Origin of the sequence: Kurthia sp. YJT4, assembly GCF_030219945.1 — a bacterium.
GTDB classification, from domain to species: Bacteria; Bacillota; Bacilli; order Bacillales_A; family Planococcaceae; genus Kurthia; species Kurthia gibsonii.
In genome coordinates this window covers 1,817,659-1,842,990 of the sequence record NZ_CP126689.1, presented here as the reverse complement: position 1 = coordinate 1,842,990, position 25,332 = coordinate 1,817,659, and the positions used below count along the sequence as shown (strand labels likewise).

Below are 25,332 nucleotides of genomic sequence, written 5' to 3'. Positions count from 1 at the left end.
TGAATTGTCAAACAAATCATGCGAGTTTTTTGTTGTCTAAATTCGTTAGCACAAAGAAAATAAAGGGAATAAAACCAAATGATAGAAATAATCCGAAAAATAAAAAAACTTCTTACAGTTGTATGTAAGAAGTTTCACAATCAATCCATAGATTGTTTTTTACCAAGCTCGATTCCTTTTAAGATGTACCAGATAATAATACCCAACATAATAAAGGCTAAAACTGATGTAACAGGATTCGGCTGAACGAATATTTTATCTATAAAGCTCTTGAAAGCTGGTACACTGGTAATTTCAAAAAATGCAGCGATGGAAGTAATCCAAATCCCAATACCGAGGAAAAAGATCCAATTTTTTCTCATATAATACGCCACCTTTATAAAATTGATATATTTATTTTACACCCATAAACTTACTTTGCCAATCATTATGATTAAAATAACATAATTGTAACATTCGTTATAAAGGAAAATAGTTTTAAAGGAAAAATTTTGTGAAATATGTTTCAATATAAAGTAGTGGGAGGTGAAGCCAAATGATCCAATTTTTGAGTTGGTTTATCCAATTTACGCTTGTGGGAGTTTTAATTTATTTCTTTACAGGCAGATTAATCGGGACGCGTTTAAGTATTTTCAAGCGTTTATTTGCAGTTGGTTTAAGTGTAACGATTACGTCGGTTATTTATTGGTATATGTTTATCCAACACCGTAAAGATTACTATACTCCAATTGAAGATGAGTCGATGTTTTTTAGTACACTCATATGGTTTGCGAGTCTATTATTGATTACGATGTTGTTGCATCTTGTTTTAGAATTATTTGAGCCAGTTCATATTAGTAGTGCTGAGCAAGCGAAACAAAATATCTTTGCTAGAATTATGACAAGATGGCGCTTGCAAAGACGTTTGACTTCAGTACTTCGAATTGCGTTTAAATATGGAATCGGTCGCGCGTTTGGTATTTGGCGTACATCAGAAGCCGAGAGAAAAAATGCACATTCGTTTCGTATGATGTTAGAAGAATGTGATGGAATCTTTATTAAATTTGGTCAGATGCTATCTACTAGAAAAGATTTATTACCAGAGGCATTTACAACGGAGTTAGCAGAGCTACAACAAAATATTAAACCAATTCCGAAAGAAGCTATATCCATGCGTATGCAATCTGTATTAGGTGAAGATTGGGAGAAAACTTTCGATCGATTTGATTTTGAGCCGCTCGCTTCAGGTTCAATTGGTCAGGTTCATCAAGCTACGCTGAGCGGAACGTATGAAAAAGTAGTTGTTAAGATATTACGTCCAGATATTGCAGACTTACTACAAAGAGATTTAGATTTATTAATTAGTTTTGCGCACTGGCTTACAGAGGAATCGCAGTGGGCTGAGAATTTAAATTTTGCAGAACTTGCACAAAATTTTGCAAAAGGAATGCGAGAAGAAATTGATTTTTGTATAGAGCTTAAAAATATGGAGCAAATTACGAATTCTACTTTAGATAGTAAGTATCCTGTTGTCATTCCTAAGGTGTATAGCCATATGAGTAATTCATCAGTGCTAGTAATGGAATATATTGATGGTGTGAAAATTACAGAAGCAGACGAAACATTATATCGTAATGGCGTAACGAAAGAAGAGGCGCTTACGCAATTATTCGGAAGTTTTTTATCTCAAGTTATGAAGGCAGGGATTTTTCATGGGGATCCTCATCCTGGAAATGTCCATATCGTAAAAAATACAGGACAAGTTGCGCTTTTAGATTTTGGGGCTGTTGGACGTATTAGTAAAGGGCAACAGCAAGGAATCAAAACATTATTTTTAGGTTATCATCGTGGTAATGCAAGAATTGTTGTCGATTCATTGAAACATCTTGTGGAAAATGACGAACATGCGAAAGATCCAGGTTTTGAACAATCTGTAAGTCAGTTACTTGTTGAAATGGCTTATTTAGATCACATTTCGACGAGTCAAGTCGTACAATCTCTCTTCAAAATTGTTCAAAAACATCACATGAGACTTTTTCCAATGGTAGGTATTGCACTAAGAGCACTTGTAACGTTAGAAGGAACGATTCAGAGTGTTTCAAAAGACTTCGATGCCTTTAAAGAAGCAAGCGATTTTGCAAAAGATACAGCTAAAATACATGAGCCAATTGAAAAAGTAAAGTCGCTCAAACAACTAGCACAAGAAGAGATCTTCCTTGCATGGCCAGTTATTAAAGAAATACCATATCGTGTCGATCAGATTGCACGAACAATTGAAAAAGGTGAAGTGAAGGTGAAGATGGACTTCACCTCAAGTGAAACAAACAAAGCTTTTTTAGTGAAATGGTTGTCACAATTTTTGTTACTACTTGTCGCGATTACATTCGGTGTTTTATCAGTTGGTATTTTAGCAGTAGCACAAATTATTCAAAATAGTTATGTCGTTTATTTGAATACAGCAGCTTATTTAGGTCTTTTTTTAAGTCTGCTTCTACTCGTGAGACTAGCACTTCAAGTTATTCGAGATTCTAAAAGAAATATTTGAAAAATAAATTTTATGAAACCATTTTCATATTCATTCGTAAATACCATTATAAAGACACGAACCCTATAAGATTGGAGGTGCCTGCATTATGGGAGAAATAATACAATTTCTAACGAATCCATATGTTGTACTCGTCATGTTGCCCATCATTAGTTTGTTATTTGTCGGTGCTTTATTTTCATCTGGAGTGAATACAAGTGGTATAATTGGTGTAACACTCGTGCTGATTTTCTTTATCGCACATATAATAGCAGGGTATGCGACATTCGGTTTATTACTATTATTTGTTGCAGGGTTTATTTGTATGCTTGTCGAGTTAGTGGTTCCTGGTATGATTATAGGTATTACAGGTCTTGTGTTGATTGTTATTAGTTTTTTATATGCTGGCGCGAATTTTACGTTCATGGCATATGCTGTTGCAATCGCACTAATCCTCGCGATTATAGGGATGGTGGTTATGATGAAATTCTTTGGAAAGAAGCTATCTGTTCTAAATCGAATGGTATTATTCGATTCAACAGATACAGAAAGTGGATACGTGTCAAATATCAACCGTACAGAGTTATTGCAACAAACTGCTAGAACGGTTACAGCATTAAGACCGTCTGGTGTTGTGATGTATAACGGGGAACGAATTGACGTTGTATCAGAAGGTAATTTTATCGATGCAGACAAAGAGGTCATCTTTGTCAAAGTAGAAGGTTCACGGATTGTTGTGCGTGAGAAAAAAGATTAAACAGGGGGTTTTAAATTATGGGAACAGCAGCGTTAACAGGTAGTGCCATTAGCATGATTATTGTCATTGTTGTAGCGGTAATTTTATTAGCAATTTTATTTACATTTGTACCCGTAGCACTATGGATTTCAGCTTTAGCAGCAGGTGTAAGAGTTAGTATTTTCACATTAATCGGTATGCGTTTAAGACGTGTTATTCCGTCACGCATCGTTAATCCTTTAATTAAAGCACATAAAGCAGGATTACAAGTGTCGATTAACCAGTTAGAGAGTCACTATTTAGCCGGTGGTAATGTAGATCGTGTTGTCAATGCATTAATTGCAGCGCATCGTGCAAACATTGAATTAACATTTGAACGCTGTGCGGCAATCGATCTTGCAGGTCGTGATGTATTAGAAGCTGTACAGATGTCTGTTAACCCGAAAGTAATTGAAACGCCATTTATCGCTGGTGTGGCAATGAACGGGATTGAAGTAAAAGCAAAAGCGCGTATTACCGTTCGTGCGAACATCGACCGTCTAGTTGGTGGTGCTGGTGAAGAAACAATCATCGCTCGTGTAGGTGAGGGGATTGTATCCACAATTGGTAGCGCGAAAAGTCATACAGAAGTATTAGAAAATCCAGATATGATTTCACAAACCGTTCTAGCCAAAGGTTTAGATTCTGGTACAGCATTCGAAATTCTATCGATTGATATTGCGGATGTTGATGTCGGCAAAAACATTGGTGCAGAATTACAAATTGAACAAGCAGAGGCAGATAAAAATATTGCACAGGCAAAAGCAGAAGAACGCCGTGCGATGGCTGTTGCTAACGAGCAAGAGATGGTTGCTAAAGTACAAGAAATGAAAGCAAAAGTTGTGGAAGCGGAAGCAGAAGTACCACTTGCACTAGCAGAAGCGTTCAAATCGGGTAATTTAGGTGTCATGGATTATATGAATTATCAAAACGTACAAGCAGATACAAGTATGCGTCAATCAATTAGTAAGATGGATCAAAATCACGCAAAAGGTGAGGAATAGGCATCTGATTTGCTAAAGGAGGATGGCATATGGAAGGTCTGATTATATTTCTCATTATATCAGTAATCAGTGCTGTCATTGGTCGTTTAGGTTCAAAAGAGGAAGAGAAATCTGCAAAGAAACAAATGCCCTCTATGGGACAAGGACCAACACAAAAAAAGACATCTACATCTAAAGCACTTGGTGATTACGCAAAGAAAGTTTCACAAGAATTAGATCGCCAATTAACAGAAAACCCAAAAAAGAAGCAGGTTAAGAGAGAAAAGCGTGTTACGACACCTCGAAATGTTACGACCGACACTATCGAATCTTCTCGCCCATTTAAAAATGCAGCAGAACGTCCGAAAGTGGTTGCTGCAACAAATAAAATGGTTGCGAAAAGAAAAGTTGCATCTAGTCAGTCGGTCTTACCACGTACACAACGTGAGTTAGCTCAATCGATTATCGTATCAGAAATTTTGGCGCCACCTGTTTCAAAAAGAAAATAAATCAAAAAGAGATTTTGAAATCAAAAAGACTTCAAAGTCTCTTTTTATATGTCACGAACTCTTCACTCTTTTTTCGAGAACTTTTACGGAAAAACAATAAAACTTTTGCACGCAAACAAAGAGAGTGATAAGCTAGAAAAAAGTACAAGTGTAGACAGGTACTAGTATGTTTAGACTTGTAATGAAAGTAAAAAAATAAAAAATATGATGTACGTTAAGGAGAGCTCAAATGACAGAACAACAACCTATTCAGCTAACGTTAAAAGATCCAAATGAAGCCGTTATGTTACTTGGTATTTCAGATGCAAATTTGAAGCTAATCGAAGAGACATACGATATTCAAATGATTACAAGAGGCGACTCGATTGTCATCGTCGGCAATGACGAACAAAAGGCTGAAGCGGCTGCGCTGATCGAACAGTTATTAAAAGTGATTCGCAAAGACATTAACATCAATCAACGTGATGTAGTTTCCGCAATCGAGATGTCAAAAGCGGGGACGGTTGAATATTTCGCAGAATTATATGATGAAGTGATTGCGCGAAATACAAAAGGGAAAATTATTCGTGCAAAAACAATTGGGCAACGCAATTATATTAAAGCGATTCGCAATAAAGACCTTGTATTTGGAATTGGACCAGCTGGAACGGGTAAAACATACTTAGCGGTTGTTATGGCTGTTACAGCTTTAAAAAATAATGCGGTGAAGCGTATTATCTTAACACGACCTGCTGTTGAAGCGGGAGAAAGTCTAGGCTTTTTACCAGGGGATTTAAAAGAAAAAGTAGATCCATACTTACGCCCTCTATATGATGCTTTGCATGACGTATTAGGGTTAGAGCAAACAACACGTATGATTGAGCGTGGCACGATTGAGATTGCGCCACTAGCCTATATGCGCGGACGTACATTAGATGATGCCTTTGTTATTTTAGATGAAGCGCAGAATACAACAAAAGCGCAAATGAAGATGTTTTTAACACGTCTTGGTTTTGGTTCTAAAATGGTTATAACAGGAGATAAAACACAAATCGATTTACCGAGGGGTGTAGCTTCAGGCCTTACACATGCTGAATATATCTTGCGTTCAGTGAAAGATGTGTCTTTCCAAATTTTAGAAGCGGGAGATATTGTTCGACACCCACTCGTAGCGAAAATTATAACGGCATATGATGATGAAAAAAGTGAAGCATAGAACAGGAAATTCGAGAATGCAAAAAGGGTTCTCGAATTTTCCTATGAATCTACATAAAAGAAAGGTAGGGTGAAGATGTCAAAGTTTATAGAAAAAATAACGAAAATTGTACGTTTCCCCCTGCTACTAGCTGGTATATTAATTCTAACAGGCTTTTTTCAATATTTATTAATGATGAAAGATGTACGAGGTGAACATTACGATTTAAAGTTGTTCCAAGTGTCCCCAGATACGATTCGTTCTGTTAAAACAGTTGAAGATACAGAAAAAACCGAAAAAGAACGAGAAGAAGCAGCTTCTGAAGTAGAACCTGTTTATACGTATTCAGAAGAAAAAGGGAAAAATACAATTTCAATGTTGAATACATTGTTTGATGATTTAATTGACCGACAAAAAAAGGTAGCTGATACGAAAGGAAAAGAACGCTCAAAAGCATTAAATGAACAAATCAAAAGTATGCAGTCAGATTTAGCTAAAATTACAGACAACGAAAATAAGATTGAGCTAAATGAAGCGGATTTAAAGTTACTATTAACAAGTAGCGAATCCGAATTAAAAACAGCGCAACAAGATCTTGTAAAGGCAGTAGAACGTCAAATGTCTTCACCTATTCGTGAAGATCGTCTGATGGAGGCGCGAGCAAGCGTAGAGCGTACAATTCGTTATAGCTCAACATTCCCAAGTAAACTTCAAGGTGTGGGTATCCGTATTGGACGAGCTGCTTTAGTCGTGAATGAGACAAAAGATGAAAAAGCGACAAAAGAGCGAATGGACTTAGCACGAGCGAGTGTAGATCCAACAAAGATTTTACAAGGACAAATTATCGTACAAGAAGGACAAGTTATTGATCGGAACATTTACCGTCAACTTCAATTGACTGGTTTGTTAAGTGATGATGCGTCCATTAAGCCAAAGCTTGGTCTAGGTATTTTAATTTTGCTACAGATGCTATTCTTCTATGCAAGCTTTGCAGCGAATAAGCGAAAAGCTGATACAGAAAAAACACGTGACGTTCTGATTACATCTCTTATTTATTTACTATCAATTATTTTAATGCAAATTTTAAATTTAATTGATGGTGAGTTTGATGTGATTGTCGGATTCTTATTCCCAGCTGCTGTCGCACCGCTATTACTCCGAATATTAGTGAGTGAACGAGCCGCTATTTTAGCGACAATCATGCTAGGGTTATCAGCAGGTGTCATCTTTCAGGAGGGATATTCGACTGTTATTCAGATGGAATTGGCGCTTTATATGATTATTAGTGGTTTAGCAAGTGTTGTATTTACGAGAAGAATTGAAAATCGCTCGAAGATTTTAACAGCGAGTTTTCAAGTAGCAGGAATTAATGTTTTGTTTATTGCATTCTATTTATTGTTAACGCAATCTAATTATACGTGGAATGAACTCTCATTCTATTTAATTGCAGCATTATTTTCAGCGATTCTATCGGGAGCGCTTGCGATTGGTTCGTTACCGTTTATTGAATCAGGTTTTGGGATTATTTCAAGTTTCCGTTTGATTGAATTATCGAATCCAAATCACCCGTTATTAAAGAAAATTTTAATGGAAGCTCCGGGAACGTATCATCATAGTTTGATGGTCGCAAATTTAGCAGAAGCGGCTTGCGAAGCGATTGGTGCGAATGGTTTATTGGCGCGTGTTGGTTGTTATTATCATGACATCGGGAAAACAAGAAGACCTGGATTCTTCGTTGAAAATCAAATGAACGGATTTAATCCGCATGATCAGTTGCCACCAGACGCATCTAGCGATATAATTATTGCCCACGTTGAAGATGGTGTGAAAATTTTAGAGAAGCATAAAATGCCGAGAGAAATTATTGACGTTGCACAGCAACATCATGGTACGACATTGGTGAAATTTTTCTATTACAAGGCAAAAGAATTGGATGAAAAAGTGGAAGAAGAACAATTCCGCTATAGTGGTCCGAAACCGCAGTCAAAAGAGAATGCGATTATTTGTATTGCGGATAGCGTAGAAGCAGCAGTACGTTCGATGAAAGAGCCAAGTGCAGAAAAAATTCGTGATCTCGTTCACGCCATCGCACAAGATAAATTAATGGATGGTCAGCTGGATGAATGTGACCTTTCAATTAAAGAACTTAAAATTATTGAAAAAGTTTTTTGTGAGACACTAAATGGAACATTCCATTCACGCATTGAGTATCCGAAGCAAGACAAAGCTTAGGAGGGCATTATATGCTATTAGAAATTGATTTTTTAGATGAAACAGGAGAGGTTCAACAAAGTGATATAGCACTTGTTTCCTCTTTACTACAACATGCTGCAAAAGTAGAAAATATTGAAGAAGGCACAGAATTATCTGTTACGTTTGTGACGAATGAAGCGATTCATGAGATTAATAAACAGTATCGTGATAAAGATGCACCAACAGATGTCATCTCATTCGCTTTAGAAGAATTAGGCGAAGGTGAGACAGCGATTATTGCTGAAGGAATGCCGCGTGTATTAGGAGATATTATTATCTCAATTGATCGTACGCGTGAACAGGCAGAGGAGTTCGGTCATTCATTTGAACGTGAACTTGGTTTTCTCGCGGTTCATGGCTTCTTACATCTACTAGGTTATGACCATATGACACCAGAAGATGAAAAAGTTATGTTTGGAAAGCAAGATGAAATTTTAGAGTCATTTGGTTTGTCACGTGACAAAAATGAACGTGATTAAAAAGTTTTTTAAATCATTTATGTATGCTTTTGCAGGGGTTCGGGCAGTATGTAGTGAACGGAATTTTCGATTTCACTTATTTGCGATGGTTGTCGTTATAATAGCTGGGTTTTTAACAGGAATTTCAGCAAATGAGTGGACAATTCTACTCCTTGCAATCGCAGCTGTGTTATCATTAGAGATGACGAATTCCGCTATCGAGCGCGTAGTAGATTTAGTGACGGATGAATTTCATCCCCTTGCCAAACGAGCGAAAGATTTAGCAGCAGGAGCTGTATTAATCGCAGCAATTTTTAGTGTGATCATTGGCTTAATTATCTTTTTGCCAAAATGGTTTGAATTCTAGTAAATAGAATGGAGAGAGTATATGAATCCAACACAACTGATGGAAGAAGCAAAAAAAGGGCGTTCATTCGCCTATGTACCGTATTCAAAATTCCCTGTCGGAGCCGCATTATTATCAAAAGACGGCGAAGTATTTCATGGTTGTAATATTGAAAACTCGGGTTATAGTTTAACAAACTGTGCTGAACGAACAGCGATTTTTAAAGCTGTATCACAAGGTACAAAACAATTTACAGCACTTGCGGTTGTAGCAGATACAGAAGGTCCTGTAGCTCCATGTGGCGCATGCAGACAGGTGATTTCAGAATTCTGTGCCCCTGATATGCCCGTATATTTAACAAATTTAAAAGGCGATGTACAAGAAACAACGGTAGCAGAATTACTACCAGGAGCCTTTACCCCGGAGGATGTATTACATGCAACAGAATAAACAATTTAAATCAGGTTTTATCTCAATTATTGGACGTCCGAACGTCGGAAAATCAACATTTTTAAATCGTGTCATCGGTCAAAAAATTGCGATTATGAGTGATAAGCCACAAACAACACGTAATAAAGTACAAGGTGTATTAACAACAGATGATGCACAAATGATCTTTATCGATACACCAGGTATTCATAAGCCAAAACATAAACTAGGCGAATTCATGTTAAAAGTATCAAAAAATGCTTTACGTGAAGTGGAAGTCATTATGTTTATGGTTAACGCAGAACAAAAATTAGGACCTGGCGACGAGTATGTAATGGAGATGTTAAAAGGTACAAAAACACCTGTATTTTTAGTCGTAAACAAAATTGATGCCATTCATCCTGATGAAGTATTAGCGAAAATTGAAGAATACCGTACTGCATTTGATTTTGCAGAGATTATTCCGATTTCAGCACTTCAAGGAAATAACGTCGATCGTCTATTAGAAACGATTAAAAAATATTTACCTGAAGGTCCACAATACTATCCAGCAGATCAAGTAACGGATCACCCTGAACGTTTTATCATCGCTGAAATGATTCGTGAAAAAGTACTTCACTTAACACGCGATGAAGTACCACATTCAATCGCAGTTGAAATTGAAAAAATTCGACGTGACGAAAATGAAAAAGTACGTGTTACGGCATCGATTATCGTTGAACGTGATTCACAAAAAGGAATCATTATCGGTAAACGCGGTGCGATGTTAAAAGATATCGGAATACGCGCACGTAAAGATATCGAAAACTTACTTGGCTCAAAAGTCTATTTAGAACTATGGGTAAAAGTACAAAAAGATTGGCGTGACCGTTCATCTCAATTACGTGATTTCGGTTATCGTGACGACGAATACTAGAAGGAAGTGAAAGGCATTGCTCAGTAAACTAGAAGGCATTGTCTTGAAAACTCGTGCATACGGTGAAACGAATAAAGTCGTTATTTTAATGACGGAAGAAGCAGGGAAGATTGCAGTAATGGCTAGAGGTGCTAAAAAGCCCTCTAGCCGTCTTTCTGGTGTGACACAGCCTTTTACACATGGAAACTTCTTAGTGGCTAAGGGAAAAGGTATGGGAACGCTCCAACAAGGTGAAGCCATTTCGACGATGCGTCATATCCAGCAAGATATTGAAGCAACAGCCTATGCAAGCTATGTTATGGAGATGGTCGACCGATTAGTTGAAAATGATCGCCCAGAACCTGGTGTATTTCATATGTTAAGACAAGCACTTCATGCAATTGAAGAAGGTTATGATCCAGAAGCGATTTCTTTATTTGTTGAATGGAAGATGCTGCCCTTTACAGGTGTACAGCCGACATTATCGCATTGTGCAGGTTGTGGCAGTGTAGAAGGGGAGTTTGCCTTTTCATTTGGTCAAGGTGGCTTTTTATGCCATCGTTGTTTTCATATGGATCCTTATATTATTCGTTTAACGCCAACACAATTAAAGTTAATTCGTATTTTTTATAATATGCCCATTGACCAAGTGGGGAATTTGACATTAAAAAAAGAAACGAAACGCTTTATTAAAAATATTGTGAGTACGATTTATGAAGAACAATCCGGCATGCGTTTTAAGTCGAAAAGTTTTATAACGCAGCTAGAGCGCACGCCACTGTTATTCAATCAAACAGAAAAACAGCCACCTGAGGAATAATCAGGTGGCTGTTTTTTATTCATATAAAAATTCTTCGCCGTCTAAGTCATTCATTTCATGATACATCGAAGTATCCCAGAAAATTTGACTCATAACGATATTTTGTTCATATGGTAACTGTGCTGCATCGATTTGCATGTTTTGTTGATTTAATATGTGCGTGTTCATATCATGTATTTGTCGCGGTGTATATTTGCGATCAGCTACATAAGAAAACACTTTTGATACTTCAACGTTGAGAATATCAGGATATGTTGGTGAGATGTTCGCACTAATTACTTTAAGTGGTATATCAAATTGTCCATTTGAGACTACGAGTTCATCATCTAAAGCAAGTCCAACGGTTAAAGCTTCATCGAATTTAATTGCGAGCGTGCCATATGAAAAGATGCGATGTAGTTTTTGTTTCAAAACATCAAGTCCTTTCAAGCTTGTACTATATCTTTCATTATAAGCTACTTTAAAAAATAAAAACACTTTTATACATAGAAGAAAGAAATGAAAAATATTGTTTTTTTGGTTATATATGTCATAATTAAGTGGGTTCGTAGTGTTTTATGGATTTAATATAAATTCTACATAAACATATGAAGAAGGAGCTATTAATGAAAAAATATAAATGGTTTTATATCATCGGAAGTATTTTAATTGTCATTGCGACATCATCTTACTTTTTACCACGTCTTATTGTTTATATGGCGTATTCTCCTCATTTAGAAGAAAAAGAAGTGCAGCTTATAGAAAATATCCCTAAAGCAACGAACACATTAAACATGAAAAATGGCAAATATGTATTAGCCTTTTCAGAGTTAAGAAGTATGAATGAAGCGAATACAGGCGCATTTTATGTCATTGACGAAGCAGGGCACTTTTTATCGCAAAGCACTAAACAAGATTTAGCGGAACCCATTAGTATGACATCAACGAACAATCAAGCGTATGTCGTAAATAATCGATCTTCCCAACGTTCTTCAATCGATTTAAAAACCGGTAAGATTGAGTCTATTAATTTAAATAAAAATGCAAGTCATTCATTTTCAATTCAATCGAATGATGATTATGTGATCTATGATATTGCAGGAGATTTAAAAAATGGTCAAAAACTTGTATATTGGCAACGGAATCAACCAAGTAATAAGAAATCTCTTACAATCCCACATGGTTTTACACATTCCATACATATTGAAAAAGATGATGCATACATTACGACAGCTGACCCTGATGCAATCGCCTATATCCATCACATTGATTTAAAAAGCGAGGAAGTTGTTTCTTCAAAGAAATTAGAGTTGGATGATGAAGAATACTCAAAATCTGGCTTACCAGGTAATCCAGCATTAGTCTTTTATAAAGGTTATTTGTATTATGCAGTCAATCAAGTGAGAACGGGTGCGGATGATCATACAGTTATAAACGCAGGAAAGCTGGTTAAAATTGATCCGAAAACATTGGAAATCGTTAAAAAAATACCGATTGGTGATGAAAATTTCAACCCGGACTCGCTTGCAGTTGTCAATCATCAACTTGTAATTTTAAGTGGGTATTTAGAAACGTATGTGATGAATGAACAAGAACAAATTCAAAAACGTACGTTCAAAATACCGAAGAATCAACGTTCAGCCCTCGATCAAAAAAGTACACTCACTGAACAAATAACGGTTAAAGGAAATAAAGCCTATATTTTTACGATGTACGATCTTCGTAACAGTAAAGATGATGAAAATATACGTGGTGAAATAAATGAATTTAATTTAGAAAATGGTGAACAACTTTCTAGAACAATCATCCATATGCCTGTATCTTCCTATTTGATTATGACTTTTGCTGTTATCGAATAAGGTTATAAAAATAGCCAACGAACCGATTGTTACCTCGATTCGTTGGCTTATTTTTTTCATACAGTCATTTAGATTCAATCGCTACATCTTCACACCACTTCGGTCACTCGGTGGAAAGTGAAGAGCTACTTTCCATTCGTGCCCTGCAGTGTTGCCAGATGTGACGAGCGATTTCATCTTTCTAGATAGTCCAGATTCAGCTTCTACATCATCGGTCCATTTCAGTCACTTGGGTGAAAGTAAAGTGCAACTTTCACGTCGTGCCTTCCAATGTCCTATGATGTGATCAGAAGCCTCATCTTCCTAGGGAGTCCAGATTCAATCGCTACATCTTCACACCACTTCGGTCACTCGGTGGAAAGTAAAGAGCTACTTTCCATTCGTGCCCTGTAGTGTTGCCAGATGTGACGAGCGATTTCATCTTTCTAGATAGTCCAGATTCAGCTTCTACATCATCGGTCCATTTCAGTCACTTGGGTGAAAGTAAAGTGCAACTTTCACGTCGTGCCTTCCAATGTCCTATGATGTGACCAGAAGCTTCATCTTCCTAGGGAGTCCAGATTCAATCGCTACATCTTCACACCACTTCGGTCACTCGGTGGAAAGTGAAGAGCTACTTTCCATTCGTGCCCTGCAGTGTTGCCAGATGTGACGAGCGATTTCATCTTTCTATATTAAAATTCTAGTGTTTTTTCAATGAATGCTTTTACGTCTGCAATTGGCATGCGTTCTTGTTCCATTGTGTCGCGGTGGCGTACTGTTACCATGCCGTCTTCAGCTGAGTCGAAGTCGTATGTGATACAGAATGGTGTACCGATTTCGTCTTGGCGGCGGTAGCGTTTACCGATTGATTGTGATTCATCATAATCAACTGGGAAGTGCTTGCGTAATTCAGCCCATACGTCATGTGCACCGTCAGATAATTTTTTAGATAATGGTAATACAGCTGCTTTGAATGGTGCTAAAGCAGGGTGGAAGCGTAAAACTGTACGTGTGTCGCCGCCTTCTAATTCTTCTTCTTCGTAAGCGTCACATAGGAATGCAAGTGTTACACGGTCAGCACCTAATGATGGTTCGATACAGTATGGTACATAACGTTCGTTTGTTACAGGGTCGATATATGTGAAGTCTTCACCTGAATGTTCCATATGGCGTTTTAAGTCGAAGTCTGTACGAGATGCAACACCCCATAGTTCACCCCAACCGAATGGGAAGCGGAATTCGATGTCTGTTGTTGCGTTTGAGTAGTGAGATAATTCATCTTCTTCATGGTCACGTAAACGCATTGAATCTTCTTTCATTGAAAGGTTTAATAACCAGTTTTTACAGAATTCTTTCCAATAAGCATGCCATTCTAATTCTTCACCTGGTTTGCAGAAGAATTCTAATTCCATTTGTTCGAATTCACGTGTACGGAATGTAAAGTTACCAGGTGTGATTTCGTTACGGAATGATTTACCTACTTGTGCAATACCGAATGGTGTACGTTTACGCATTGAACGTTGTACATTTTTAAAGTTAACGAAAATACCTTGTGCTGTTTCAGGGCGTAAGAAAATTTCATTTGTAGAATCTTCTGTTACACCTTGGAATGTTTTGAACATTAAGTTGAATTGGCGAATATCTGTGAAGTCATTTGCACCACAGTTCGGGCAAGTTACATCAAGTTCTACCATTTTTTCTTTCATTTGATCAAAGCTCATACCGTCTACGATAATTTCTTTGCCTGTTTTTTCAAGTGAAGCATCTTCGATTAATTTATCTGCACGATGACGTGCTTTACATGATTTACAGTCGATCATTGGATCGTTGAAGTTACCTACATGGCCTGAAGCAATCCACGTTTTTGGGTTCATTAAAATCGCTGCGTCTAAACCAACATTGTATTCAGATTCTTGAACGAATTTATCCCACCATGCTTTTTTTACATTGTTTTTTAATTCAACACCTAATGGACCGTAATCCCATGTGTTTGCTAAGCCGCCGTAAATTTCCGAACCAGGAAATACGAAACCTCTGTGTTTTGCTAAACTTACAATACTCTCCATTGATTTTGTCATAAAAATGACCTCCTCTAAAAAATAAAAATGAAAAAAGTACCCGTCTCCGGGCAAACTTTCTGCCCGGGGACGAGTACTTAACCCGCGGTTCCACCCCGATTGGCTATACACATAGCCCTCTTTAACATAAAATGGCTCCCGAATGCCTTTTCTGTGTTCGTGTAGGCTTTCACCAACCCCTACTCGCTTTTAAATGACCACATACTTATATTTCGTTCATCGCCTATATTGTTTGAAGATATTGTATCACGCAATACTTTTCTTAGCAATCTTTAGAAAAATAGTATATAATAATTAAGAATTAAGTATAACACTTTTGGGGCGGTGAGTGATATCGAACTCAACAAACGTCAGGAAGAAATATTGGAAATTGTCAAGAATAATGGACCAATTACAGGAGAGCAAATCGCAGAGCGCCTGTCCTTAACACGTGCGACGTTACGACCAGATCTCGCTATTTTAACGATGGCGGGCTTTTTAGATGCACGTCCACGTGTTGGGTATTTCTATTCTGGTAAGAAAACAGGACAAGCAGTTGTTGAAAGCATGACCAATATGAAGGTAAAAGACTTCCAGTCAATACCGATTGTTGTAGCAGAGGATATGTCAGTTTATGATGCCATCTGTCAAATGTTCTTAGAGGATGTTGGAACACTTTTTGTCGTTGATAAAAATGCGTATTTAACAGGAGTTTTATCTCGAAAAGATTTACTACGTACAAGTATAGGGAGCCAAGATTTGAATCATATTCCCGTACATATTATTATGACAAGAATGCCGAACATTGCTTTTTGTTTTAAAACAGATGGACTGATTCAAGCTGCAAATAAGTTAATTGAAAGACAAATTGACGCATTACCTGTGGTGGTAGAGCACCCAGATGGTTATGAGGTTATTGGAAGAATTACAAAAACAAATATTACGCGTGCGTTTTTATCGCTCGCTGAAAATCATGATTTGTAAGGTGGTGCGTTAAATGGATAAAATTTTAGTATATGTAGTCTCAGATTCTGTCGGAGAGACGGGGGAGTTAGTAGCGAAAGCAGCTGTTAGCCAATTTAGACCAGGTTTACAAGATGTAACATTTCAACGCTTTCCACATATCGATAGTAAGGAACAATTAAGTGAGATTGTTCAAATTGCGGTAAGTCAACAAGCGATGATTGTTTATACGATTGTCCAAGAATCGCTTCGCTACTTCTTGCACGCAGAGTGTGAAATGTATCGTATTCCACACAATGATTTAATGGGTCCTTTAATGGAAATGTTAAGTGATTCTTTACATTTAGAGCCGATTGAGGAACCAGGTCTTGTAAGGAAGTTAGATGATGATTACTTCCAAAAGATTGAAGCAATCGAATTTGCGGTGAAATATGATGATGGACGAGATCCACGTGGTCTATTAAAGGCAGATATTGTTCTAATTGGTGTGTCACGTACATCGAAAACACCATTATCACAGTTTTTAGCACATAAGCGTTATAAAGTAGCCAATGTACCACTTGTGCCCGAAGTAGAGCCGCCGGAAGAATTATTTTTAGTACCACCGGAAAAATGCTTTGGTTTGATTATTTCGCCTGAGAAACTGAATGGTATTCGAAGAGAACGTTTAATCGCACTTGGATTAAATGATGGTGCGAATTATGCAAAGTTCGAGCGTATTGACGAAGAAATTGAACATTTTAAACGCATCGTTGATCGAATCGGTTGTCCGGTTATTGATGTGACGAATAAAGCAGTAGAAGAAACTGCAAATGATATTATTCATCGACTGCAAAAAAATCAATAAAAGTCCGTCTAATTCCTCTTACATGATTGCGAGGATAGACGGACTTTATTTTCCTTTTAAGTTAATAAATTATTTTCTTAGAAAAAGAAGTCTTTACCACGTTGTACTAAATGGAAAATAAAAGACGAAACTTTTTTTGGTTGAATTCGTCAAATATACTAGATTTAAAGTTACAAATGTTTTAAAATAAAAAATTGAGGTAAAAATTAGAGTAATAACTTTTAATTATTTTAGATATTTTAAAATAAAATGTCTCGTATTAGAAGGATATTAATTGATGGATATAGAATGTAACCTATAGCAAGTATAAAAGATGGTGATGAAATGGCTCAAAGAATCGCTGAGGAGTTAATTGAAGAAATTCGTTCTCAGGCAGATATCGTAGACGTAATTAGCAGTTATATGCAGCTAACGAAGCGTGGACGCAACTATTTTGGATTATGTCCTTTCCACGGTGAGCAGACACCGTCTTTCTCTGTTTCTACAGAAAAACAAATTTTTCATTGCTTTGGATGTGGTGCTGGCGGTAATGCGATTACATTCCTTATGGACATTGAGAATTTGAGTTTTCAAGAAGCGGTTCGTAAATTAGGTGAACAAGTTGGTGTACATGTTGAAGTATCATCTTCTGAAGCGCAGCATAGATTAACAACCGAAACTTCTCCAGAAGAAGAAAGAATGAAGGAAGCGCATATACTTGCAGCACAGTATTTTCAACATTTATTGTTGAATACAGAAGAAGGTGAAGAAGGCTTACGTTATTTAGAAGGACGTGGCTTTACGCAAGAAATGATTAAGACCTATGGCATCGGATTTAGTATGCCACACTGGGAATCGCTTACTACTTTATTACATCAAAAAGGATTTACGTATGAAGAGTTAGAACAAAGTGGCTTATCAATTCGACGTGAAGATGGCTCAGGCTACTTCGATCGTTTCAGAAGCCGAATTATGTTTCCAATTCGTGATGATACGGGGAAAATTATCGCCTTTTCAGGTAGAATTTTAGAAGCAGATAAAGAACAGGCGAAATACATGAACAGCCCTGAGTCGCTTATATTCCGAAAGAGTGAAGTATTATATAACCTAGATCAAGCGAGACCCATCGTTCGGAAAGAAAGAAAGCTCATTATTTTCGAAGGATTTATGGATGTACTTGCTGCTAAGAATGTCGGGGTTCATCATGGTGTTGCCACAATGGGAACATCATTGACACCGCAACATATTCAAAAAATAAAGCGCATCACGAATCATATTATCGTTTGTTACGATGGTGACCATGCCGGTTTTGAAGCTGCAAAAAGAGCTGCAGAAATGTTACATGCAGAAAATTTAACCGTTGAGGTTGCAACTTTACCAGCAGGTATGGACCCGGATGAATATATACGCAATAACGGAGCGGAAGCGTTCCAGAATCAAGTCATTGCTGAGCCATTATCTTATATTAGTTTTATGATGATGTATGCGAAGCGTAACAAAAACTTTCAATACCCAAATGATGTCCAGCAGTATGCGGATGAAGCTTTATCCTATCTTACAAGCGGTGTTTCACCAATTGAAAGAGAACTGTATGTCAAACGTATTTCGGAAGAAACACAAGTTTCAGTCGAAACCTTACAAAGTCAATTGCGTCTTAAAGAAGCACAAAAACAAGAACGCTCACAGACAAATCTAAATACGCGACATGAACAAGAACAACCGATGCAACAAGCGGTTCAGCCAAAGCGTGTTTATACAGCAATTGATCGAGCAGAAAGGTTGTTATTAGCTCATTTACTGCATAGTATTGATGTGGCAGATGACTTCCGCGAACATCAAGAAGGAGCACCTTTTGTAAGAGAAGACTATTTGGCTATTTACGTCCATCTCATGGGCTTTTATGAATCGCATGAAAAAGCAGATTATCAGCGTTTTGCTGAAATTGTCGAAGATAGAGAATTGCGTAAAATTGTAATGGAAGCTGCACTAGTTGATCGAGATCCAGACCATAAAGATGAGGAAATTGCCGATTGTCTGAAACAGGTTAAAAAGTTTAAAATCCAGCAACAAATCGCAGACAAAACACATGCATTGCAAGAAGCAGAGCAACTGCATGACTTAAAAAGTGCAATTGCGCTTTCTCAAGAAATAATTGATTTAAAAAAATCACTAGCAGTTCTTTAGAGAATATGGCTGTTAGGAGGAGGAAGACAACTATGGCAGAAAAACCGAAAAAAAGTAAAAAAGCTGTACAAGTAACAAAAGTAGAACACGAGCACACATTAGAGGAAATGAAAAAAAGTTTACTTGAAGCAGGTAAAAAATCAGGTGAATTAACGTATAAAGAGCTAGCAGATAAATTAAGTTCTTACGAAATGGAAGCAGACCAAGTCGAAGAATTTATCGATAAATTAGAAACGAATGGTATCGAATTAGGCGGTAAAGCAGGCGATGAAGAGAATTTAGAGCGTCTTTTAAAAGCAGGCGATAACTCAGCAGAAGTATTCGACCTAAACGATTTAAGTGTACCACCGGGCGTTAAGATTAATGACCCTGTACGTATGTATTTAAAAGAAATCGGTCGCGTAGACTTATTAACAGCTGAACAAGAGATTTCATTAGCTGAACGTATTGAAGCAGGCGATGATGAAGCGCGTAAACGTCTTGCTGAAGCGAACTTACGACTTGTAGTAAGTATTGCGAAACGTTATGTCGGTCGTGGGATGCTATTCCTTGATTTAATTCAAGAAGGTAACATGGGTCTAATCAAAGCAGTTGAAAAATTCGATTACCGTAAAGGCTTCAAATTCTCAACTTATGCTACATGGTGGATTCGTCAAGCGATTACACGTGCGATTGCTGACCAAGCACGTACAATTCGTATCCCAGTACACATGGTCGAAACAATTAATAAATTAATTCGCGTACAGCGTTCATTATTACAAGATTTAGGTCGCGAACCATCTCCAGAAGAAATTGGTGAAGAAATGGATTTAACACCTGAAAAAGTACGTGAAATCTTAAAGATTGCACAAGAACCCGTATCATTAGAAACACCAATCGGTGAGGAAGACGATTCGCACTTAGGTGACTTCATTGAAGATTCAGAAGCACAATCACCTTCTGATCACGCAGCTTATGAATTATTAAAAGAACAATTAGAAGATGTACTTGATACATTAACAGACCGTGAAGAGAATGTACTACGTTTACGTTTCGGTTTAGATGATGGCCGTACACGCACACTAGAAGAAGTAGGTAAAGTATTCGGTGTAACACGTGAACGTATTCGTCAAATTGAAGCAAAAGCACTTCGCAAATTACGTCATCCATCACGTAGTAAACGTTTGAAAGACTTCTTAGAATAGGATTATAATTACGGTATATGGCTTTTAACAAGAGCTATATACCGTTTTTTTGTCCTTGCTAAATTAGACTTTACATAATTGGTTTTAGTCCGATAATATGTATAGATCTGGTAGTTGGAGGAGCGGCGTTTATGGACAATGAACAAATAAAGAAGAAGCTGATTATACGAGAGATTTCTTTTTGGAAGAAGAATCATTTATTACCTGAACATTATTGCGATTTTTTAATGCAATTATATACAGAAGGGGAAGCGCTTCTTGAAGAACAAGAAGAAGAATTATCGAAACAAGCTGTATTGAAGAAAGACTCTGCACCGATTATTAAAGTAGTACAGATGCTCATGTTAGCATTAACGACATTAGCGATGATTGTACTCATGTTTTTATTTGCACAAAAATATGCAATCATTCCCATCGCATTAAGCTGTATTATTTTCATTGCACTTGTGTACTATTTACTGAAAACAGCGAATAATCGGACTTTAACAAATACGCTCGTTTATGCAACAGCAGCACTGTTACTGTTTGCAATCTCCATTAAAGTATCCACTTTATTAGCGCCAGGACATTCGCTCATTACGCTTGGTGTACTCTTAATAAACTGCATACTTTGGATTATTGTAGGAGTTCAGAAAAAGCTCATTTATTTCATGATTTCTGGTATTTTAGGTATTGTTTTAATGTTGGGCTATTATTTTATTTTTTTATAAGGGATAGAGAGGCGAGGGATTTAACTTAAGCCTCTTTTCTTTATTCAGTGAATTCGCTACAATAGGGTGGAAGGGAGGGCACGTGATTTATGAATGCCCAGAAATTATCAAAAAGACTACAAACAGTTGCGGCGTATGTGCCTCAAAACGCAGTAGTAGCTGACATCGGGTCAGATCATGCGTATTTACCATGTTATCTTGTACATCAAGGAATCGTCCAAAAAGCAATTGCAGGTGAGGTTGTTAAGGGACCTTATGAATCTGCATGTAAAGAAGTAAGAACAGAACAATTACAAGACAAAATTACGGTTCGTTTAGCAGACGGTATGGAAGCAGTAGAGCATGAAGATGGTGTAACTGCTGTAACGATTGCTGGAATGGGCGGCCCGCTAATTGCCTCTATTTTAAATAAGGATTTAACACGTTTACACACTGTTGAGCGTCTTATTTTACAGCCGAATATTCATGCAATGGCTATTCGTGTGTGGGCAAAGCAAAATGGTTGGAAAGTGATAGATGAAGCGATTTTAAAAGAAGATCGTAAAATTTATGAAGTACTCGTATTAGAACGTGGGACAGAAAATTTAACAGAAGCAGAATTATTAGTTGGACCTTACCTTATGCGTGAAAAAAATGATGTATTCGTTGAAAAATGGACAGGTGAAGTCAAACAGTGGCAACAAATTTTAGCTTCGATTGCAGAAGTTGAGCAAACAGAAGCTATTCAAGAAAAGCAGAAAGAGTTACACGCAAAAATAGCGATTGTAAAGGATGTGTTGGCATGAAAGCAGTAAGTGGTCAAACAATTATTCAATTATTTGAATCATGGTCACCAAAAAAATATGCAGCAATGGAAAATGATCCTATCGGTTTAGCAGTTGGAACACTAAATAAGAATATTACAAAAGTGTTGGTTACATTAGATGTGAATCATGCAGTGGTAGATGAAGCAATTGAAAAAGGTTGCGAATTGATTATTGCGCACCATCCACCAATTTTCCGTAAATTAGCGCATTTACGTACGGACTCTCCTCAAGGTCAGTTATTTGAAAAACTCATTAAACATGATATTGCAGTTTATGCAGCGCATACGAATTTAGATGTAGCTGAAGGTGGCGTGAACGATTTATTAGCTGAGGCACTTGAATTACACGAAACAAAAGTATTAGTGCCAACGTATAAAGAACACTACTTTAAACTAGCTGTCTATATTCCTGAAAGTCATGCAAAACAATTGCGTACAGCACTTGCACAAATCGGTGCAGGTCATATTGGTGATTACGATAGCTGTAGTTTCCAAACAGCAGGTGAAGGGCGTTTTAGAGCATTGGACGGTGCGACACCTTTTGTTGGTGAAAAAGGTGAAGTACATTTAGAGGCTGAAGTGAAAGTGGAAGTTGTGATTCCAGAATCCTTACAGAAGAAAGCCATTAAAACAATGAAGCAAAATCATCCGTATGAAGAAGTAGCTCATGACTTATATCGTTTAGAAACAGTTTCAAAAGAGATGGGACTAGGACGTTTAGGTTTATTAGAAAATCCAATGACCCTAAAAGAATTCGCAGAACATGTTAAACGCACATTACATGTACCAGCTGTTCGTGTAGTAGGTGACATTACCTCAACTGTTCAAAAAATTGCTGTACTCGGTGGAGACGGTAATAAATATGTAAGTGCTGCAAAATATGCAGGAGCTGATGTTTTTGTAACAGGCGATCTATACTTCCACGTTGCACAAGATGCTGAAGCGCTCGGTTTATCGGTTGTCGACCCAGGGCATCATGTTGAGAGTGTGATGAAAGAGGGCGTCGCTAAAAAGATGACAGCCTTATGTGCAGAACAAAACATTCCATGTGAATTTATTGTAAGTGAACCATCAACAGAGCCTTTCCAATTTATTTAATAAAAATGAGGTATCGCAATTATCGCGACACCTCATTTTTGTTATTGTGCTTCGTATGGTTCAATACGTACAACCGGTTTAGGTTCTTTAATCTTTGGTAAGATTTTATCAAGTGTAACCGTGCGGACGATTTTATGTGTTTCAGGATTGTCGTGTTCATACTGCTCTAAAAACTTAATGACTTCTTTTACAATCGGTGTTGGTGTAGAAGCGCCTGCTGTTATGCCGACAACATCAATACCTTCAAGCCATTCTGTTTTTAATTCAGATACATCTGAAATACGATATGATTTTATATTCGCAATTTCTTCAGATACTTGTGTTAAACGGTTCGAGTTGTTACTTTTCGGATCACCAACAACGATTAGAAGCTCAGCTTGATTTGCTTGTTTTGCAACAGCTTCTTGTCGCACTTGTGTAGCTAAGCAAATTTCTTCATGTACTTCAATATGTGGATATTTCAGTTTTAGCGCTTCCATTAAAGAATGAACATCCCACTGTGACATCGTTGTTTGATTCGTTACAAGCAACTTGTCGTTTTGTAAGTCGAGTGCCTCGATATCAGGAATATGTTGTACAAGATGTACATGGTCTGGTGCAACACCAATCGCACCCTCAGGCTCTGGATGTCCCTTTTTACCGATATAAATAATATCGTAACCTTCTCTTGTTTTTTCTTCGATTAAGTCATGTGTCACCGTCACATCTGGACATGTTGCATCAATCGACACAAGCCCTTTACGACGTGCCAATTCACGTACTTCTGGTGAGACACCATGAGCAGTGAAAATAACAGTTCCAGATTCTACTTTTTCTAAAATATCTAAACGATTTGCACCATCTAATGTAATAATTCCCTCAGATTCAAATGCATCCGTTACATGCTTATTATGAACAATCATCCCTAAAATATAGATTGGACGAGGTAAAGTCTTATCTAATGCCGCATTTCGTGCGATAACCATAGCATCAACAACACCATAGCAATAACCACGAGGGGTAATCTTTACAACTTTCATTCGTTCAAACTCCTTTCAATACCAGTACTTCTATTATAACGAAGTCCCAGCTGTTATACAATTCACGCGTATAGGAATGAAGAAATTGTTACAAAAATCAATTGACAGAGTATAAATTCATTCGATATGATAACGAAATGTGCTACTTGAACGGGAATCATGTTACAATGTAGAAAGCATGTGAGGAGTGACAAAATGTCAAAATATACAGATTATAATTTCCAACCTTTCCTTCGTGAAGCGATTGGAAAGTTAGGTTTTACAGAACCAACACAAATTCAAAAAGAAATGATTCCTTTAATTTTAAAAGGAAAAAGTGCCATTGGCCAATCACATACAGGAACAGGAAAAACACATAGTTTCTTAATTCCAATTGTGGAGCGTATGAACGCAAAAAAAGAAGAAGTACAAGCAGTAATTGCTGCGCCAACTCGTGAGTTAGCACAACAAATCTTCATTGAACTTGGTAAGTTAATTGAAGGAACAGAGATTCAAGCCAAATTATTTATTGGTGGAACAGATAAACAACGTTCAATTGATAAATTAAAATCACAACCACAAATCGTTGTAGGTACGCCTGGACGTATTCGCGATTTAGTAAATGAACAAGCATTACTTGTTCACACAGCACAAATGCTTGTAGTCGATGAAGCAGATTTAGCATTCGATATGGGATTCATTGAAGATATCGATCAATTTGCTTCTCAAATGGGTGAGAATTTAGAGATGTACGTTTTCTCAGCAACAGTACCTGAAAGCTTACAACCATTTTTACGCAAGTACATGGCTTCTCCAGTGCATGTACAAATGAATGATAAGCGTCCGGTCGCAGAAAACTTAGATTTCTATTTAGTACCAACACGTAGTCAATCAAAAAATGAAAAATTACTTGAAGTGATTCAAGCGATTAACCCGTATTTATCCATTATCTTTGTAAATACACGTAAGCAAGCAGATTATGTAGCTGATTTCTTAGCGAATAATGGTATCAAAACGGGTCGTATTCATGGGGATTTAACACCACGTGACCGTAAACGTATGATGAAGCAAATTCGTGATTTAGAATTCCAATATATCGTAGCGACTGATTTAGCAGCACGTGGTATTGATATTCCAGGTATTTCGCATGTTATTAACTATGAATTACCACAGGATTTAGAGTTCTTCATTCACCGTGTGGGTCGTACAGCACGTGCAGGGAACAAAGGACAGGCGATTACAATCTTTGAACCGTCTGAAGAAGATGCATTAGCTCGTATTGAAAAAATGAACATCTCATTTGAAATGAAAGACATTAAAAATGATGAGCTAGTAGATATGAAAGAGCGTCACTCACGTCAAAAACGTGATGGTGCGAAAAAAGAGGACGAGATTGATCGTATTGCGAAATCGCGTGTTCGTAAACCGAAAAAAGTAAAACCAGGTTATAAACGTAATATGCGCTGGGAAATGGACAAAATTAAAAAGAAAGAGCGTCGTAAACGCGCACGTTCTCGAAATAAAAAATAGGTGGGATTGAGA

24 protein-coding genes are annotated in these 25,332 nt (G+C 37.2%); 20 read left to right on the top strand and 4 right to left on the bottom strand.

The features are described from left to right. Positions 1-140: 140 nt before the first annotated feature. Positions 141-362, bottom strand: a complete 222-nt coding sequence (locus QN089_RS09055) for a hypothetical protein (protein WP_068452598.1) — start codon at positions 360-362, stop codon at positions 141-143. A 173-nt stretch (positions 363-535) separates the two neighbouring features. On the opposite strand from QN089_RS09055, the gene QN089_RS09050 reads away from it, so the two are divergent. The 11 genes from QN089_RS09050 (at position 536) to recO (ending at position 11,145) form a co-directional block, all read left to right on the top strand. Then, complete coding sequence (locus tag QN089_RS09050) at positions 536-2,524, top strand: ABC1 kinase family protein (protein WP_068452600.1); 1,989 nt, start codon at positions 536-538, stop codon at positions 2,522-2,524. 88 nt (positions 2,525-2,612) lie between these two features. Beyond that, positions 2,613-3,260, top strand: coding sequence for an NfeD family protein (locus QN089_RS09045; protein WP_068452603.1), 648 nt, complete (start codon positions 2,613-2,615; stop codon positions 3,258-3,260). A 17-nt stretch (positions 3,261-3,277) separates the two neighbouring features. Then, the gene (floA, locus tag QN089_RS09040) at positions 3,278-4,282 is read left to right on the top strand and encodes a flotillin-like protein FloA (RefSeq protein ID WP_068452606.1); all 1,005 of its coding nucleotides are present in this window, start codon (positions 3,278-3,280) and stop codon (positions 4,280-4,282) included. A gap of 29 nt (positions 4,283-4,311) precedes the next feature. After that, a complete protein-coding gene (locus tag QN089_RS09035; RefSeq protein WP_068452609.1) occupies positions 4,312-4,770 on the top strand; it encodes a hypothetical protein in 459 nt (152 codons plus the stop codon). Between the two features lie 229 nt (positions 4,771-4,999). Beyond that, positions 5,000-5,965: a PhoH family protein gene (locus tag QN089_RS09030; protein WP_068452612.1), complete on the top strand. Its 966-nt coding sequence runs from the start codon at positions 5,000-5,002 to the stop codon at positions 5,963-5,965. Positions 5,966-6,040: 75 nt separating this feature from the next. Continuing rightward, on the top strand, positions 6,041-8,176 hold the full coding sequence (locus tag QN089_RS09025; protein WP_285215128.1) for an HD family phosphohydrolase: 2,136 nt from the start codon (positions 6,041-6,043) through the stop codon (positions 8,174-8,176). 11 nt (positions 8,177-8,187) lie between these two features. After that, complete coding sequence (ybeY, locus tag QN089_RS09020) at positions 8,188-8,676, top strand: rRNA maturation RNase YbeY (protein WP_285215127.1); 489 nt, start codon at positions 8,188-8,190, stop codon at positions 8,674-8,676. Further along, entirely contained in the window at positions 8,663-9,022 is a 360-nt protein-coding gene (locus tag QN089_RS09015; protein ID WP_068452621.1) for a diacylglycerol kinase family protein, read from the top strand. Before ybeY ends, QN089_RS09015 begins: the two co-directional genes overlap by 14 nt. Positions 9,023-9,043: 21 nt before the next feature. Continuing rightward, on the top strand, positions 9,044-9,451 hold the full coding sequence (locus QN089_RS09010) for a cytidine deaminase (RefSeq protein WP_068452624.1): 408 nt from the start codon (positions 9,044-9,046) through the stop codon (positions 9,449-9,451). Next, positions 9,438-10,346, top strand: a complete 909-nt coding sequence (gene era / locus QN089_RS09005) for a GTPase Era (RefSeq protein WP_285215126.1) — start codon at positions 9,438-9,440, stop codon at positions 10,344-10,346. Before QN089_RS09010 ends, era begins: the two co-directional genes overlap by 14 nt. Before the next feature lie 16 nt (positions 10,347-10,362). Further along, complete coding sequence (recO, locus tag QN089_RS09000; RefSeq protein WP_068452631.1) at positions 10,363-11,145, top strand: DNA repair protein RecO; 783 nt, start codon at positions 10,363-10,365, stop codon at positions 11,143-11,145. Between the two features lie 15 nt (positions 11,146-11,160). On the opposite strand, the gene QN089_RS08995 is transcribed toward recO, so the two are convergent. Continuing rightward, the gene (locus QN089_RS08995) at positions 11,161-11,556 is read right to left on the bottom strand and encodes a hypothetical protein (RefSeq protein WP_068452634.1); all 396 of its coding nucleotides are present in this window, start codon (positions 11,554-11,556) and stop codon (positions 11,161-11,163) included. 194 nt (positions 11,557-11,750) lie between these two features. Between QN089_RS08995 and QN089_RS08990 the strand changes: the two genes are divergently transcribed. Further along, positions 11,751-12,983 (top strand): hypothetical protein, encoded by a 1,233-nt coding sequence (locus tag QN089_RS08990; RefSeq protein ID WP_285215125.1) that lies wholly within the window; start codon positions 11,751-11,753, stop codon positions 12,981-12,983. Positions 12,984-13,657: 674 nt separating this feature from the next. Here the strand turns inward: QN089_RS08990 and QN089_RS08985 are convergent. Next, entirely contained in the window at positions 13,658-15,043 is a 1,386-nt protein-coding gene (locus QN089_RS08985; RefSeq protein WP_068452642.1) for a glycine--tRNA ligase, read from the bottom strand. Between the two features lie 324 nt (positions 15,044-15,367). On the opposite strand from QN089_RS08985, the gene ccpN reads away from it, so the two are divergent. The 7 genes from ccpN to QN089_RS08950 all read left to right on the top strand — a co-directional run bounded on the left by ccpN (position 15,368) and on the right by QN089_RS08950 (position 22,792). Continuing rightward, positions 15,368-16,006 carry a transcriptional regulator CcpN gene (ccpN, locus tag QN089_RS08980; protein ID WP_068452645.1) on the top strand — a complete coding sequence of 213 codons (639 nt, stop codon included), beginning with the start codon at positions 15,368-15,370 and terminating at the stop codon, positions 16,004-16,006. Between the two features lie 13 nt (positions 16,007-16,019). Further along, positions 16,020-16,832, top strand: a complete 813-nt coding sequence (locus QN089_RS08975) for a pyruvate, water dikinase regulatory protein (protein WP_285215124.1) — start codon at positions 16,020-16,022, stop codon at positions 16,830-16,832. Between the two features lie 324 nt (positions 16,833-17,156). Then, the gene (gene dnaG / locus QN089_RS08970) at positions 17,157-18,995 is read left to right on the top strand and encodes a DNA primase (protein ID WP_141274733.1); all 1,839 of its coding nucleotides are present in this window, start codon (positions 17,157-17,159) and stop codon (positions 18,993-18,995) included. A gap of 32 nt (positions 18,996-19,027) precedes the next feature. Further along, positions 19,028-20,179: an RNA polymerase sigma factor RpoD gene (rpoD, locus tag QN089_RS08965; RefSeq protein WP_068452653.1), complete on the top strand. Its 1,152-nt coding sequence runs from the start codon at positions 19,028-19,030 to the stop codon at positions 20,177-20,179. Positions 20,180-20,310: 131 nt separating this feature from the next. Continuing rightward, complete coding sequence (locus tag QN089_RS08960) at positions 20,311-20,889, top strand: hypothetical protein (protein ID WP_087680277.1); 579 nt, start codon at positions 20,311-20,313, stop codon at positions 20,887-20,889. 89 nt (positions 20,890-20,978) lie between these two features. Beyond that, a complete protein-coding gene (locus tag QN089_RS08955) occupies positions 20,979-21,674 on the top strand; it encodes a tRNA (adenine(22)-N(1))-methyltransferase (protein ID WP_068452658.1) in 696 nt (231 codons plus the stop codon). Continuing rightward, positions 21,671-22,792, top strand: a complete 1,122-nt coding sequence (locus tag QN089_RS08950) for a Nif3-like dinuclear metal center hexameric protein (protein WP_068452660.1) — start codon at positions 21,671-21,673, stop codon at positions 22,790-22,792. The genes QN089_RS08955 and QN089_RS08950 overlap by 4 nt, the downstream gene beginning before the upstream one ends. 41 nt (positions 22,793-22,833) lie before the next feature. On the opposite strand, the gene QN089_RS08945 is transcribed toward QN089_RS08950, so the two are convergent. Further along, positions 22,834-23,811: a 4-hydroxy-3-methylbut-2-enyl diphosphate reductase gene (locus tag QN089_RS08945; protein ID WP_068452661.1), complete on the bottom strand. Its 978-nt coding sequence runs from the start codon at positions 23,809-23,811 to the stop codon at positions 22,834-22,836. 195 nt (positions 23,812-24,006) lie between these two features. Between QN089_RS08945 and QN089_RS08940 the strand changes: the two genes are divergently transcribed. After that, the gene (locus tag QN089_RS08940) at positions 24,007-25,320 is read left to right on the top strand and encodes a DEAD/DEAH box helicase (protein WP_087680276.1); all 1,314 of its coding nucleotides are present in this window, start codon (positions 24,007-24,009) and stop codon (positions 25,318-25,320) included. The last annotated feature ends 12 nt before the right edge of the window (positions 25,321-25,332 follow it).

Excerpts from the sequence above, each read along its gene's own strand:
- QN089_RS09055 (WP_068452598.1), bottom strand. The coding sequence starts at position 362 with ATGAGAAAAAATTGGATCTTTTTCCTCGGTATTGGGATTTGGATTACT.
- QN089_RS09050 (WP_068452600.1), top strand. The coding sequence starts at position 536 with ATGATCCAATTTTTGAGTTGGTTTATCCAATTTACGCTTGTGGGAGTT.
- QN089_RS09045 (WP_068452603.1), top strand. The coding sequence starts at position 2,613 with ATGGGAGAAATAATACAATTTCTAACGAATCCATATGTTGTACTCGTC.
- floA (WP_068452606.1), top strand. The coding sequence starts at position 3,278 with ATGGGAACAGCAGCGTTAACAGGTAGTGCCATTAGCATGATTATTGTC.
- QN089_RS09035 (WP_068452609.1), top strand. The coding sequence starts at position 4,312 with ATGGAAGGTCTGATTATATTTCTCATTATATCAGTAATCAGTGCTGTC.
- QN089_RS09030 (WP_068452612.1), top strand. The coding sequence starts at position 5,000 with ATGACAGAACAACAACCTATTCAGCTAACGTTAAAAGATCCAAATGAA.
- QN089_RS09025 (WP_285215128.1), top strand. The coding sequence starts at position 6,041 with ATGTCAAAGTTTATAGAAAAAATAACGAAAATTGTACGTTTCCCCCTG.
- ybeY (WP_285215127.1), top strand. The coding sequence starts at position 8,188 with ATGCTATTAGAAATTGATTTTTTAGATGAAACAGGAGAGGTTCAACAA.
- QN089_RS09015 (WP_068452621.1), top strand. The coding sequence starts at position 8,663 with ATGAACGTGATTAAAAAGTTTTTTAAATCATTTATGTATGCTTTTGCA.
- QN089_RS09010 (WP_068452624.1), top strand. The coding sequence starts at position 9,044 with ATGAATCCAACACAACTGATGGAAGAAGCAAAAAAAGGGCGTTCATTC.
- era (WP_285215126.1), top strand. The coding sequence starts at position 9,438 with ATGCAACAGAATAAACAATTTAAATCAGGTTTTATCTCAATTATTGGA.
- QN089_RS08990 (WP_285215125.1), top strand. The coding sequence starts at position 11,751 with ATGAAAAAATATAAATGGTTTTATATCATCGGAAGTATTTTAATTGTC.
- QN089_RS08985 (WP_068452642.1), bottom strand. The coding sequence starts at position 15,043 with ATGACAAAATCAATGGAGAGTATTGTAAGTTTAGCAAAACACAGAGGT.
- QN089_RS08975 (WP_285215124.1), top strand. The coding sequence starts at position 16,020 with ATGGATAAAATTTTAGTATATGTAGTCTCAGATTCTGTCGGAGAGACG.
- dnaG (WP_141274733.1), top strand. The coding sequence starts at position 17,157 with ATGGCTCAAAGAATCGCTGAGGAGTTAATTGAAGAAATTCGTTCTCAG.
- rpoD (WP_068452653.1), top strand. The coding sequence starts at position 19,028 with ATGGCAGAAAAACCGAAAAAAAGTAAAAAAGCTGTACAAGTAACAAAA.
- QN089_RS08960 (WP_087680277.1), top strand. The coding sequence starts at position 20,311 with ATGGACAATGAACAAATAAAGAAGAAGCTGATTATACGAGAGATTTCT.
- QN089_RS08955 (WP_068452658.1), top strand. The coding sequence starts at position 20,979 with ATGAATGCCCAGAAATTATCAAAAAGACTACAAACAGTTGCGGCGTAT.
- QN089_RS08950 (WP_068452660.1), top strand. The coding sequence starts at position 21,671 with ATGAAAGCAGTAAGTGGTCAAACAATTATTCAATTATTTGAATCATGG.
- QN089_RS08945 (WP_068452661.1), bottom strand. The coding sequence starts at position 23,811 with ATGAAAGTTGTAAAGATTACCCCTCGTGGTTATTGCTATGGTGTTGTT.
- QN089_RS08940 (WP_087680276.1), top strand. The coding sequence starts at position 24,007 with ATGTCAAAATATACAGATTATAATTTCCAACCTTTCCTTCGTGAAGCG.